Consider the following 12,974-nt stretch of genomic DNA (forward strand, 5'->3'; position numbering starts at 1 on the left):
GAGCCTGTGACTACAGCAATAGGCTGATGAGATCGTCAACGCGTATGTCGCGCCGACAGGCTGATCGTCCGGAACTTGCGGTAGATCGAAATGCCAGCCTGCACCGATATGCCTGGGCCGGTCCTCCACGTCGTGGTTTCGTGATCTGCGCCTTTGTCGACCATTGATGCGGCGGCGTCAACGCTGGGTGCCATCATGGCCGCAATGTCAGCGCCGGTCAGCTTGGTCGCCTCGCTACCCGATATCTGGCAGACTTCACTGAAATCACCGCTTTCCGGCCGGGTAAGAAACAGCATCATACTGTCCTTGTGGAAAGCTTGGGGCAGGTTCTTGGGCAAGTCGGTCGCGCCCTCAATCAGTCGCATCTTGCTACTCTGCCAACCTTTGGCAACTGCGTCGCGCGCAACGGCATCTAAGTCGGGGAAGTGCGTTCGGCAGACGTCGTTGAACGCGGAAATGTAGGTCTCTGGGTCCGCGCCCTCTCGGTCGGCTGCTAAAATGTTCGAAGATATCGTGGCCGCGACAGAGGCCAGCAAGACAATAAATTTAGACATAGAACCTCGCTACCGACGTTGCCGATTATCCAATGTTTAGTACCACGCGATAAACGAAAATGATTAACTGCAGAAACAATAGCGTCCGCCGATACGAAAGCGTCACGTATGTGAACGCAACGAACCGTGTGCCGTTGGTATATCAGGGAAAGATTTTGCTCGAAGAACCGGCATGAGCGCAGAGAAACGGAGACCCACCTCTCCTTAGTTCTTTTGTGGGACGACCATTTGATGATCGTCCCGTACCAACAGCGTTAAATCCCCCCTTCGTCCAGCGACAACAGCGTGGCGTTGCCGCCCGCCGAGGTCGTGTCGACCGACACCGCCCGCTCCGCGCAGAAGCGGTACAGGTAATGCGGCCCCCCCGCCTTCGGCCCCGTGCCCGACAGGCCCTCGCCGCCAAAGGGCTGGCTGCCGACCACCGCACCGATCATCGAGCGGTTGATATAGAGGTTGCCGACCGCCGCTTCCGCCTCGATCACTTCGCCCGCACGCGCGATGCGGCTGTGCAGGCCCATGGTCAGGCCGTACCCCTTGGCGTTCACCTTCGCGATCGTCTCGGACAGGGTGCCTGCTTCCCAGGTGGCGACATGGAGGATCGGGCCGAACCATTCCTGGGTCAGGTCCTCGACGCGATCGAGCCGGATCAGCGTCGGCGGCACGAACAGCCCTTCGGCGGGCGCGTCGAGCGTCTTGATCGTCTGCGTCACCATGTCGGCGCGATAGGCCATCAGCTTGTCATAGGCCGCCCGGTCGATCACCGGGCCGACATCGGTCGCGGGATTGCCGGTCGCGCCAAGCACCAGCGTCTCCATCGCGCCCTTCAGCATGGCGATGACATTGTCGGCGACATCCGCCTGCACCAGCAGCAGCCGGAGTGCCGAGCAACGCTGCCCCGCCGAGCGGAAGGACGATGTGATGACGTCCGCCACCACCTGTTCGGGTAGCGCGGTCGAGTCGACGATCATCGCGTTGATGCCGCCGGTTTCGGCGATCAGCGGCACGATCGGGCGGTCGTCATCCGCCACCAGCGTCCGCGCAATCCGCTTGGCGGTGGCGGTCGAGCCGGTAAAGGCGACGCCCGCGATCCGGTGATCCTCGGTCAGTTTCTGGCCGACGTCCGGGCCGCCGACCGCGAGCAGCAGCGCATCGCGCGGCACGCCTGCGCGATAGGCCAGCTCGACGGCGGCCTGCGCAATCGCGGGCGTCTGCGGCGCGGGCTTGGCGACCACGGTGTTCCCGGTGACGAGCGCCGCGACCGTCTGGCCGAGGAAGATCGCCAGCGGGAAGTTCCACGGCGCGACCGTCGCCCAGACGCCGCGCCCTTCGAGGTGCAGCGTGTTGCGCTCGCCCGTCGGCCCCGGCAGTTCGACCGAACCGAGCCGCGCGCGCGCCTGCTGCGCATAATAGCGACAGAAATCGGCGGCCTCACGAACCTCGCCAATCGCGTCGGGAATGGTCTTGAACGCTTCCTGCACCAGGATCGCCATCAGCCGCTCGCGGTCCTGCTCCAGCAGATCGGCGAGCTTTTCCAGCACGCCCGCCCGGGTATCGAGCGGCGTCGTGTTCCACGCCGGGAAGGCCGCATGGGCGCGTCCGACCAGTGAGGCCACATCGGCGGTTGCGGCGACCGGCTTCACGGCGGGCGTGTTGACCGCCTTCACTGTCGCGTCGAGCGTTGCGATATCGCTCAGGTCGATGCCGGTCGAGTTGCGATGGCCCGGCGCGAACAGGTCGATGGGCAGCGGGATGCTCGGGTGACGCGCACCACCGACGGCGGCGATCTTGGCGACCGGATCGGCGAGAATCTCCGCCTCGGTCAGACGCGCATCGGCGAGCTGATGCACGAAGCTGGAATTCGCGCCATTCTCTAGCAGACGCCGGACCAGATACGCCAGCAGGTCGCGATGCCCGCCGACCGGCGCATAGATGCGGCACTTATGGCCATGCTCGCGCACCAGCCGCTCGTACAGGCCGTCGCCCATGCCGTGCAGCCGCTGGAACTCGAAGTCGTGGGAGTTGCCCGCCCATTCCAGGATGGTCGCGACGGTCAGCGCATTGTGGCTGGCGAAAGCAGGGCGGATATTCTCGGCCGCCAGCATGTCCTTGGCGACCGCCAGATAGGAGACGTCGGTCGCCGCCTTGCGGGTGAACAGCGGATAGTCGTTGAGCCCCTCGACCTGGGTGCGCTTGATTTCGCTGTCCCAATAGGCGCCCTTGACGAGGCGGACGTTCATGATCCGGTCGAGGCCATTGGCCCAGGCAATGACCGCGCGAGCGCGCTTGCCATAAGCCTGCACCGCCATGCCGAACCCATCCCAGCCCTTCAACGCTGGCATCGCCGCGACGCCGCCGATGATGTCGAGGCTCATTTCCAGCCGCTCGGACTCCTCGGCGTCGACGGTCAGCGCGATACCCTTGTCCGCCGCCTGCCGCGCCAGCTGCGCCAGCATGTCGGTCAGCGCGGGCACGCACTCATAGGCGCGCGGCAGTTCGTAGCGCGGGTGGAGCGCCGACAGCTTGACCGACACCGAATGGCCCGCCGCCGGGTCGGAGCCCACCGCGTCGATCGCCTTCACATAGGCCTGGAAATAGCGCTCGGCATCCTCATGCGTGCGGGCGGCCTCGCCCAGCATGTCGAAGCTGGCGGTGAAGCCCTTGTTTTCGGGCTTCTTCATGCGGCGCATCGCTTCCTCGATGGTGCGGCCCATCACGAAGATCTCGCCCATCATCCGCATCGCAGCGCCGACCGCCTGCCGCACGAAGGGCTCGCCCGCGCGTGACAGCAGGCGCTTGAGCGGCCCCGCCTCGCCCTCGCCCACCAGCGCGCGGCCGACGACCAGACCCCAGGTGGCCGAGTTGACCAGCTTCGACGCCGACCGCCCGGTATGCGCGCGCCAGTCCGCCTCGCCCAGCTTGTCGGCGATCAGGAGATCGGCGGTTTCGGGATCGGGCACGCGCAGGAAGGCCTCGGCGAGACTGAGCAGCGCGACGCCCTCGGACGAGTTGAGACGATATTCCTGGAGGAACTGGTTCACCCAGCCGCGATTCTGCGCCGCTCGTAGGTCGGCCAGCAGGCCCGAGGCATGGCCCATGATCCGCTCGCGCATTTCCGGCGTCGCGGCGGCGCGGTCGAGCAGCGGCTTCAGGACATCGGGTTCGGGCGCACGATACAGCGATTTCATGGTCTTGCGCGCGTCAGCGGTAACGGCAGAGGTCATAGGTCTTCGTCCGGTCGGGCGGCCCGGCGCGCATCGAAGCGCTTGGCGGGTCGCATGGCTATGCTGTGATGGACCAGCGCTTAGCGGGAAATATGGGGATTGGGTATCGTTTGATACGACATCAAATTCGGAGGCAATTCACTCCAAAATTGAAGTCTCAATATATTCAGGCTATATGTATCCCAGGCGAGGACATCCGCCTTTCTGTAGAGCCCCGGTCGTTGCAGCGACCGGGGCTCAAATCCTTTGGGGCCCGGGTTGCAGCCCGAGCCCCGCCGGGCACCTTACCTGTTGCGAACGTCGATGATCTTCACGACCAAGGTCGCGAAAGCGATGACGACGCCCAGGATCAGGCACAGATCGGCAACGGACATCCGTGGTCCTTTCTGTGATTGACGGCGGAAGTGCCGTCCCGAGCGTCATATCAGCATCAGTTGGCGGAATCCTGTCTGATAGTCGAAGAGAACAGCGGGATTCCGCCGCAACCATCCCCGCCCCCGCATCGTTCTCCCGCCAAACCCCTGAAAGGAGAGCCATGATGGCCGACGACAGCCCCCAGGAAATCGCCGCCAAGTTCCTCGACAAGTTGAAGAGCAGCCCGTTCGTCATGATCGGCCTGAACGACGGCCAGCATTCCGAACCGATGACCGCGCAGATCGATGACGATCAGCCGAACACGCTGTTCTTCTTCGCCGGTCGCGACAACCGCATCGCGAGCGGTGGCGAGGCGATGGCGCAGTTCGTCGGCAAGGGTCACGACTTCTTTGCGTGCCTGGCGGGCCATGTGTCGAAGGACAATGACCCGGCTCAGATCGACAAGCTCTGGAGCAATCAGGTCGAGGCCTGGTTCCCGCAAGGAAAGTCGGACCCGAACCTGACGCTGCTGCGCTTCGACATCAACTCGGCCGAGCTGTGGGAAACCGACATCTCGCTGTCGGGCCGGGTGAAAATGCTGTTCGGCGGCACGATCCGCTCGGACGAATCGTCCAGCCATGCGGTGGTCGGCTCGGTCGCATAATTCGCAATTGCCGAAATGCGAAACGCCCGGAGGCCAAGGCTTCCGGGCGTTTTTCTATGTCCGGGCCCAGCACCCCCCGCCCCGTTCAGCCTGAGCGAAGTCGAAGGCCAAGGGAATTCGGTCGCCAAAGGGGCGCGTGGCAAAGGCTGAACGGAGGGTGGGATTGGGGGTTACCGGCCCCTCACCCGTTCGCCTTGATCCACTCCTCGACCACCGGCGCGATGCGGTTGCGCCATTTCGAGCCGTTGAAGATGCCGTAATGACCGACCTTCTCGGCCATGTAATAGCGCTTCTTCTCCTCCGGCAGATTGGTCGCCAGCGTCAGCGCGGCGCGCGTCTGGCCGACGCCGGAAATGTCGTCACGCTCGCCCTCGATCGCCAGGATGCCGATATCGGTGATCGCGCCCGCATCGACGCGCTTGCCATGGTGCAGCATCTCGCCCTTGGGCAGCGCATGACGCTGGAACACCAGTTCGACGGTCTGGAGGTAGAATTCCGCGGTCATGTCGCACACCGCGCGATATTCGTCATAGAAGCGCTTGGTGGAATCGGCGCTCTCGCCGTCGCCCTGGACCAGATGCTTGAACATCTCCCAGTGCGAAATCATGTGGTTGCCGAGATTCATCGACATGAACCCGGCGAGTTGCAGAAAGCCCGGATAGACCCGCCGCCCGGCGCCCGGATAGGTCATCGGCACGGTGGCGATGACATTCTGCTCGAACCAAGCATGCGGCCGCTCGGTCGCCAGCAGGTTCACGGCGGTCGGGGCTTCGCGCGTGTCGACCGGGCCGCCCATCAGAGTCAGGGTGCGCGGCGTGCAGGGATGCTTGTCCGCGCTCATCACACAGGCCGCGACATAGCAGGGTACCGAGGGCTGGCACACCGCCAGCGCATGCGCGCCCGGCCCGATTTCGGTCAGGAAATCGATGATGTAATCGACATAATCGTCGAAATCGAACCGCCCGTCCGACAGCGGCACCAGCTTCGCATCGCGCCAGTCGGTGATATACACCTCGCAGGTCGGCAGCATCCGCTCGACCGTCCCGCGCAGAAGCGTGGCGTAATGGCCCGACATGGGCGCCACGATCAGCAGCTTGGGGCTGTCCTCCACACCTTCGCGGCGGAAGCGCTTGAGTTGGCCGAACGGCTTGCGGAGCACGATCTCTTCGTGGACCGCAACCTCGCGCCCGTCGATCTCTGTCTTGGTCAGGCCGAAAGCGGGCTTGCCGCGCGGGGCGGCGGCATGGGCGAAGACCTCCAGCGCCGATCCCATGATCGCGCCGCCGCCCAGATAGGCGAACGGATTGGCCGGATTCTGGAGCAGCCCCGCGCCGAAATTGGCCAGCGCGCTCGCGCCGGCCAGCATCGAGCGCTGCATTTCGTAGGCGTCGTACAACATCGTCGATTCCCCTGCGCTCCGCCGGACGGAGCCGTGATTGGCATCTATCTATCACGAAACCGTTTGCGCATGATGACCAGAATATGGCCGATCGGTCATAGTGCCGAACCGATGACAGGTTCATGATCTCCATTACACGGACAGAACGCACCAAAGCGCCCAAACGATGCGTCGCGCCCCTCACCCGCCGTTGAGCCGGTGCGCCCACGCTGCTAGGCCCGCAGGCATCATGGCCAGATCCGCCGCGTCCCGCAAATCCGCCGAGTCCCCCGTTCCGGCCAGCCGCCGCTTGAGCAACCTCAAGATGGTCTGGCGCTATACGCTTCGCTATCCATGGCATCTGGCGGCGGCGGCGGTGTCGCTGGCGGTCGCAGCGCTGGCCACGCTGTTCATCCCGCGCACCTTTCAGAAGGTGATCGACCACGGTTTCGGCAACATCGCCGACACCGGCGATATCGCGCCCTATTTCCAGGGCCTGCTGGCGGTCGTCGTGGTGCTGGCGATCGCGACGGCGTTCCGCTTCTATTTCGTGTCCTGGCTGGGCGAGCGGACGGTGGCGGACATCCGCATCGCGGTGCAGGCCAACCTGCTGCGCCTCGCACCCCGCTATTTCGAAGAGAACCGCCCGTCCGAGATTGCCAGCCGGTTGACCGCCGACACCGCGATCATCGAGCAGGTGGTGGGCTCGACCGTCTCGATCGCGCTGCGCAACACGGTGATCGGGATCGGAGGCACCATCTATCTGTTCGCGCTGTCGCCCAAGCTGACCCTGTCGCTGCTGGTGTGCATCCCGCTGATCGTCCTGCCCATCGTCGTGCTCGGCAAGAAGGTCCGCAGCTATTCGCGCGACAGCCAGGACCGGCTGGCCGATATCGGCGCGACCGCCGTGGAGACGCTGGGCGCGATGAAGGTCGTCCAGGCGTTCGGCCAGGAACGCCGCGAGGCCGAGCGGTTCGAGCTGGCAGTCAGCAACGGCTTCGCCACCTCGCGCAAACGCTTCCTGCTCCGCGCCATCATGACGGCAATGGTCATAGGCCTGTTCTTCGGCGGGCTGACGCTGCTGCTGTGGGAAGCGGTTGCCGATGTGGCCAGCGGGCGGCTGTCGGGCGGGTCGCTGACCGCGTTCGTCGTGACGGGCATGCTGGTTGCGGGCTCTTTCCAGGCGCTGACCGAAGTATGGGGCGACATATTGCGCGCATCGGGCGCGGCACAGCGTCTGGCCGAGCTGCTGGCCGAGGAACCCGAGATCGCGCCGCCCCCCGCCCCCGCCGTCCTGCCGGTCATCCCGATGGGTGCGCTGCGTTTCGAGAATGTCGAGTTCCACTATCCGACCCGGCCTGAGGTCGCCGCGCTGAACGACTTCTCCCTCGACATCCGGCCGGGCGAGACGGTGGCGGTGGTCGGCCCCTCGGGCGCGGGCAAATCCACCCTGTTCCAGCTGGCCGAGCGATTCTACGATCCGCAGGGCGGCAATATCTCGCTCGACGGCGTGAGCTTGCGCGATGCCGATCCGGCGGCGATCCGGGCGCGCATCGCGATGGTGCCGCAGGAGACGGTGATCTTCGGCGCCTCGGCGCGCGACAACCTCCGCTACGGCCGATGGGACGCCAGCGACGACGAACTCTGGGCCGCCGCCGAGGCCGCCAACGCCGCCGAGTTCCTGCGCGCGCTGCCGCAGGGGCTGGACACCTTCCTGGGCGAAGGCGGCGCGCGGCTGTCGGGCGGTCAGCGCCAGCGGATCACCATCGCGCGCGCGCTGCTCCGCGATGCGCCGATCCTGTTGCTGGACGAGGCGACGAGCGCGCTGGATGCCGAGAGCGAGCAACTGGTCCAACAGGCGCTCGAACGGTTGATGGCGAACCGGACGACGCTGGTCATCGCGCACCGGCTGGCGACGGTCCGTGCGGCCGAGCGGATCGTGGTGATGGATGGCGGACGGATCGTCGAACAGGGGCGGCATGGGGAGTTGATCGCGGGCGGCGGGCTCTACGCACGATTGGCGAGCCTGCAATTTCACGATTGATGGGGCCGGTCTAATACCACTTGGCGAGGGGATGCCCTTGGCCTTCGACTTCGCTCAGGCTGAACGGGGGTTTGGCAGGACCCTACTTCCCCGCTCCGTTCAGCCTGAGCGAAGTCGAAGGCCACGCCCCAACCCATTGAAATCCAACACGTAATCGCGCTTGCAGCCCGCCCCCCACTCCCCTAGGCTCCGACAATACCAGTTCAATACCGGAGATTGAGGATGACGCGGGCGGCAAACAGAGGAATGGGTGCGGCCCTGGCGGCGATCGCGCTGGCGACGCTGACCCCGGCAGCACAGGCGAGCCCCGCCACCCTGCCCGCGATCTTCCCCGCCCCCGCCGCGATGACACTGGGCGACGGCACGGTGACGCTGGGCCGCACGGTCTTGCTGATCGTCGCACCCGGCACCGAGCCGGAAACCGCCGCGCTGGTCCGCGACCTGCTGGCAAAGGCCGGTGTCACCGAGATCGCCACGGCCACGCGCTTGCCCACCTCGCCCGACCGCCCGACCATCGTGATCGGCCCGGACAGCGCCGCCCCGGTGCGTGAGGCCCTGTCACGCAGCAACACCAGCGCCGACGATGTCCGCGAAGGCTATACGCTGACCGTCCTCCCCTCCGGTCGCAGCGGGCTCATCACGCTGGCCGGGCATGACGCGGACGGACTGTTCCACGCCGCCCAGACGCTGCGCCAGTTGCTGGCCCGTCAGACCATCCCGGCGCTGACCATCCGCGATCATCCCGCCATGCCGATCCGGGGCACGATCGAAGGTTTCTACGGCAAGCCCTGGTCGATGACCGACCGGACCAAGCATCTCGACTTCCTCGGCCAGATGAAGGCCAACACCTATGTCTACAGCCCGAAGGACGATCCCTTCGCGCGCGACAAGTGGCGCGATCCCTATCCCGCCGCGACTTTGAACGCTCTGGGTACGCTCGCGGCGCGCGCCAGGGCGAACCATGTCGATTTCGTCTATGCCATCTCACCGGGGCCGAGCATCTGCTTCTCCGACCCGGCGGACGAGCAGGCGCTGCTGCGCAAGTTCGCGGCGTTGCGCGGGATCGGCGTACACAGCTTCTATGTCGCGCTGGACGACATCGAATATCAGAAGTGGAATTGTGAGGCGGACAAGGCCGCATTCGGCCCGTCGGGCGCGCAAGCCGCCGGGGTCGCCCAGTCCAAGCTGCTGAACGCGGTCCAGGCCGATCTGCTGAAACAGGACCCTGCCTCGCGTCCGCTCATCATGGTGCCGACCGAATATTATGATGCGAAGGAAAGCCCCTATAAGGCGGCCCTCCGCGCCAATCTGAACCCGCGCATCGTCGTGCAATGGACCGGCACCGATGTCGTGCCGCCCGCCATCTCCATCCCCGATGCCAAGGCCGCGACCAAGGCGTTCGGGCGCAAGACGCTGCTGTGGGACAATTATCCGGTCAACGACTATGCGAGTTCGGCCGGGCGGCTGCTGCTCGCCCCCTATGCCAAGCGCGAGGCGGGGCTGTCGTCCGAGCTGACCGGCATCCTGTCCAACCCGATGAACCAGGAAGCGCCCAGCCGCGTGGCAGTGACGGGGGTGCTGGCGTTCGGCTGGAACGACAAGGGCTATGACGCCGACCGCACCTGGCATTACGCCGCGCGGGATCTGGCCGGGGGAGATGCCCGCGCAACGGCGGCGCTGCTGGAACTGTTCGACACCCAGCATCTCGCCCCCACCTTCGGCAGCCAGCCCTGGCAGGAACAGGCACCCAAGCTGAAGGCGCTGCTCGACCATGTGCGCGAGGCGCTGGCGAACGATGACGCGAGCGAGCGTCGGGAGGCGCTGGCCGAACTCCATGCCAAGGCCGATGCGCTGTCCGATGCGCCCGACACGATCCGCGCGGGCGTGGTCGATCCGGCCTTTGCCGAACAGGCCGCCCCCTGGCTGGAGGCGATGCAGCTCTGGGGCCGCGCGCTGGGGCAGACCGCCGCCGGACTGGACGCCGCCGAGCAGGGCAATGCGGCGGCGACCCGCTACTTCGCCGATGCCAAGCGGATCGCCGCTCAGGCCGCCGCCGTGCAGAGCATCAAGGGCGCGGTGCGCTTCGACGGGCCGATCAAGATCGCCGACGGCGTGCTCGACCGCTTCATCGCCGATGCGCCCGGCCTGATAGCGGTTACGGCGAAACCGTAACCGTCCGGCTGGCGCGGCGGCCATCGGGGGTGCGGGTGCGAAGCTCGACCACCCCCGTCACCGCCACCGGCCCGTTATAGCGGGTCCAGGCCGAGCCGCCGGTGCGATACTCGATCGGCGTTCCGGCGAACTCGGTGTTCGCCTCCAGCCTGCCGTTCGCGATCCGCGCGCCCGGCGGGGCGAGGCGATAGGTCACGCCCGCCCGGTCGAGCAGTCGCATCTGCGCACCCATCCGGCCTGCAAAATCCTGCCATCCTGCCAACAGCTTCGTCCGGTCGATACGGGGGTCGTTCGACTGATAGCCGGTGCCTGCGACATAAGCGGGCTCCCAATCCGGCTTGCTCCACGCCCGCTCGGCCAGCGCCAACAGGCGCGGGAAAAGCATGTAATCCACCTGGCTGTCGCGCCGCACCGTCTCGCTCCACAACTGCGCCTGGAGCCCGGCGATGCTGCGGCCCGGCTGGAGCGGCACGGTGTCAGCAATCGCCTTGGGCTGGGCCAGGATATTGGGGATCAGCGCGGCGTTGGCGGCCAGATTGCCCGGCATGAAACCGAACACCTGGAAACTGTCCACCCCGCGCGATGCCCAATCATAGCCCGTCTCGTTCGGATCGGCGGCATAGGGCATGTCGAAATAGCCGAGATCGGGGATCGACAGCACCGTCTTCCACCCGCGATTGGCCTGGCCATGCGCCTCGGCCACGCCGCCCGCGTGCAGGTTGCTCCAGATGTTGGTCTGGACCTTGGGCGGCATCTTGGCGGGGTCGGTATGGCCCAGGCCATCGCTCCACCCGGCGACCGCGATGCCGCGCTGGGCGAGGTCGGCGGAAATGCGCTCGATGAAATAGGCGCCCAGTTGCTTGGGCTGCATGCCCGTCTGGCCCATCATCACCTTGCAGGCGGGCGACTGAACCCAGGCCCCCGCCGTCTCGTCCGCGCCGATATGATAGGTGGTCAGCGGCACGCCTGCCGCTTTATGCAGGGCGGCGATGTCGTCGATCACTGCGTCGATGAAGCGATAGGTGCTCGGAATACAGACGTTCAGCGTATTGTCGTCATAATGCTGGACGCTGGAATAGCGGGTGGTGTCGCCCGGCTCGACCAGCCGGAAACGCTCGGCCCCGGCGCGGTCGCCCTTGGCCATCAGCCGCTGGTAGCGCACCTCCATCGACCGGATCGCCGCGCGCGAGTGGCCGGGCATGTCGAAGGACGGGATGACGTCGATCTGCCGCGCGGCGGCGGCGCGCAGGATTTCGGTATAGTCGGCGGCGGTCAGATAACCGTTGGTGGCGGCGTCCCTCGCGGGGTCCGCGCCCAGCTGTGGCGACAGGCACGTCTTCTCGGCCAGGTCGGTGCAGCGATAGGCGCCGATCTCGGTGAGTTCGGGCAAGCCTGCGATCTGCAACCGCCAGCCCTCGTCATCGCCCAGATGCAGGTGCAGCGTGTTCAGCTTGTACACCGCCATCTGCTCGATCAGCTTCAGAATCTCGACCTTGCTGTGGAAGTTGCGCGCCAGATCGATATGCAGCCCGCGAAAGCCGTAGCGCGGCGCATCCTCGACGATCAGCGGGCGGAGCGTCGTCCCCTCCGCCGCCATCTGCTGCGCCAGCGAACGAAGCGCATAGGATGCCCCCGCCGCATCCGCAGCCGCGACGGTTACGCCACCCTGCCCGATGCTCAGGCGATAGCCCTCAGGTGCGATCCCCGCCTGCTTGCGGATGGTCAGCGGCACCGTTCCCACCGGCAATCCCGCCAGCGCGGGCGCGATGGCGGCGCGGGTGAAGCCTTGCGTCGTGACGCGCATTCCCTTGGACAGATCGACCGGCGCACCGGCAGGGCGCTCTGCCTTTGCAGGTCGGGGCAGGATTGCGACATCGACCGGCGTCGCGCCCCCCCGCTCGGCATAGAGCGCAAAGGCGCGCTCGGGCGTGCGCCAGACAGTCTGGTCGTCGGGGGCGCTGCGGGCGAGCGCGGCTTCGTCGGTCATCGGTGCGACGAAGGGCAGGGTCTCCAGCCCGGTCTCGGCGTCGGTCCCCGTCCGGGTCGCGGCGATCACGCGCGGGGTAAGGCCCTCGACCGCCAGCATCGCGTTGGGCATCATGTGATTGCGCGAGAAGAACGCGCCCAGGCCGGTCAGCTTCACATGATAGGTCTGACCCGGCTTCAACTGCTGGCCGGGCTTCAGCGTCAGGACGTTCAGATCGCCATTGATCGTGCGGTTGTCGAAGGTGTCACTGTCGATCTTCAGCACCGGGTTGACCAGGCTGTAGCGGATTTCGACCGGCAGGCTCGGCGCGCCCTCCGGCACGGCGATGGCGATGTCCGCCTCGAAACAGCGCGGCGTGCCGGTCGGGCAGGATGCGGGACGGTTGGTCAGGATGGTGTAGCGATAGCCGAGCGTCGCCGCGAGCCGGTCGAGATCGGCCTGCGCCGCCGGAGCCGCTGCCAGGATCGCGGCCGAAGCCCATAATGTCATCATAATCGTCGGTCCCGCTACGCCATACTGGTATTACATTGGATCATGACCATGATATTCCTCCCCTGCAAGGGGAGGTGGCAGGCCGAAGGCCTGACGGAGGGGTGTTCC

The 12,974-nt window shown here is 66.1% G+C and carries 7 protein-coding genes; 3 read left to right on the forward strand and 4 right to left on the reverse strand.

The genetic code is table 11. From position 1 onward, the window contains the following. Nucleotides 1–35: 35 nt before the first annotated feature. Complete coding sequence (locus KV697_RS06515; protein ID WP_219020599.1) at nucleotides 36–554, reverse strand: hypothetical protein; 519 nt, start codon at nucleotides 552–554, stop codon at nucleotides 36–38. Between the two features lie 254 nt (nucleotides 555–808). Further along, the gene (locus KV697_RS06520; RefSeq protein ID WP_374011408.1) at nucleotides 809–3,739 is read right to left on the reverse strand and encodes an L-glutamate gamma-semialdehyde dehydrogenase; all 2,931 of its coding nucleotides are present in this window, start codon (nucleotides 3,737–3,739) and stop codon (nucleotides 809–811) included. Between the two features lie 574 nt (nucleotides 3,740–4,313). Here KV697_RS06520 and KV697_RS06525 point away from each other — a divergent pair. Next, on the forward strand, nucleotides 4,314–4,793 hold the full coding sequence (locus KV697_RS06525) for a pyridoxamine 5'-phosphate oxidase family protein (RefSeq protein WP_058744684.1): 480 nt from the start codon (nucleotides 4,314–4,316) through the stop codon (nucleotides 4,791–4,793). A gap of 181 nt (nucleotides 4,794–4,974) precedes the next feature. On the opposite strand, the gene KV697_RS06530 is transcribed toward KV697_RS06525, so the two are convergent. Next, complete coding sequence (locus KV697_RS06530) at nucleotides 4,975–6,192, reverse strand: polyhydroxyalkanoate depolymerase (RefSeq protein WP_219020601.1); 1,218 nt, start codon at nucleotides 6,190–6,192, stop codon at nucleotides 4,975–4,977. 229 nt (nucleotides 6,193–6,421) lie between these two features. On the opposite strand from KV697_RS06530, the gene KV697_RS06535 reads away from it, so the two are divergent. Continuing rightward, nucleotides 6,422–8,215, forward strand: a complete 1,794-nt coding sequence (locus tag KV697_RS06535; protein WP_219020602.1) for an ABC transporter transmembrane domain-containing protein — start codon at nucleotides 6,422–6,424, stop codon at nucleotides 8,213–8,215. A 246-nt stretch (nucleotides 8,216–8,461) separates the two neighbouring features. After that, the gene (locus tag KV697_RS06540) at nucleotides 8,462–10,387 is read left to right on the forward strand and encodes a beta-N-acetylglucosaminidase domain-containing protein (protein WP_257575650.1); all 1,926 of its coding nucleotides are present in this window, start codon (nucleotides 8,462–8,464) and stop codon (nucleotides 10,385–10,387) included. Here KV697_RS06540 and KV697_RS06545 read toward each other — a convergent pair. After that, the gene (locus KV697_RS06545) at nucleotides 10,371–12,866 is read right to left on the reverse strand and encodes a family 20 glycosylhydrolase (protein ID WP_219020604.1); all 2,496 of its coding nucleotides are present in this window, start codon (nucleotides 12,864–12,866) and stop codon (nucleotides 10,371–10,373) included. The two genes, KV697_RS06540 and KV697_RS06545, sit on opposite strands and share 17 nt — an antisense overlap. Nucleotides 12,867–12,974: the final 108 nt, after the last annotated feature.

Source organism: Sphingomonas sanguinis (genome assembly GCF_019297835.1).
GTDB lineage: Bacteria > Pseudomonadota > Alphaproteobacteria > Sphingomonadales > Sphingomonadaceae > Sphingomonas > Sphingomonas sanguinis_D.

Excerpts from the sequence above, each read along its gene's own strand:
- KV697_RS06530 (WP_219020601.1), bottom strand. The coding sequence starts at position 6,192 with ATGTTGTACGACGCCTACGAAATGCAGCGCTCGATGCTGGCCGGCGCG.
- KV697_RS06535 (WP_219020602.1), top strand. The coding sequence starts at position 6,422 with ATGGCCAGATCCGCCGCGTCCCGCAAATCCGCCGAGTCCCCCGTTCCG.
- KV697_RS06520 (WP_374011408.1), bottom strand. The coding sequence starts at position 3,739 with ATGAAATCGCTGTATCGTGCGCCCGAACCCGATGTCCTGAAGCCGCTG.
- KV697_RS06545 (WP_219020604.1), bottom strand. The coding sequence starts at position 12,866 with ATGATGACATTATGGGCTTCGGCCGCGATCCTGGCAGCGGCTCCGGCG.
- KV697_RS06515 (WP_219020599.1), bottom strand. The coding sequence starts at position 554 with ATGTCTAAATTTATTGTCTTGCTGGCCTCTGTCGCGGCCACGATATCT.
- KV697_RS06540 (WP_257575650.1), top strand. The coding sequence starts at position 8,462 with ATGGGTGCGGCCCTGGCGGCGATCGCGCTGGCGACGCTGACCCCGGCA.
- KV697_RS06525 (WP_058744684.1), top strand. The coding sequence starts at position 4,314 with ATGGCCGACGACAGCCCCCAGGAAATCGCCGCCAAGTTCCTCGACAAG.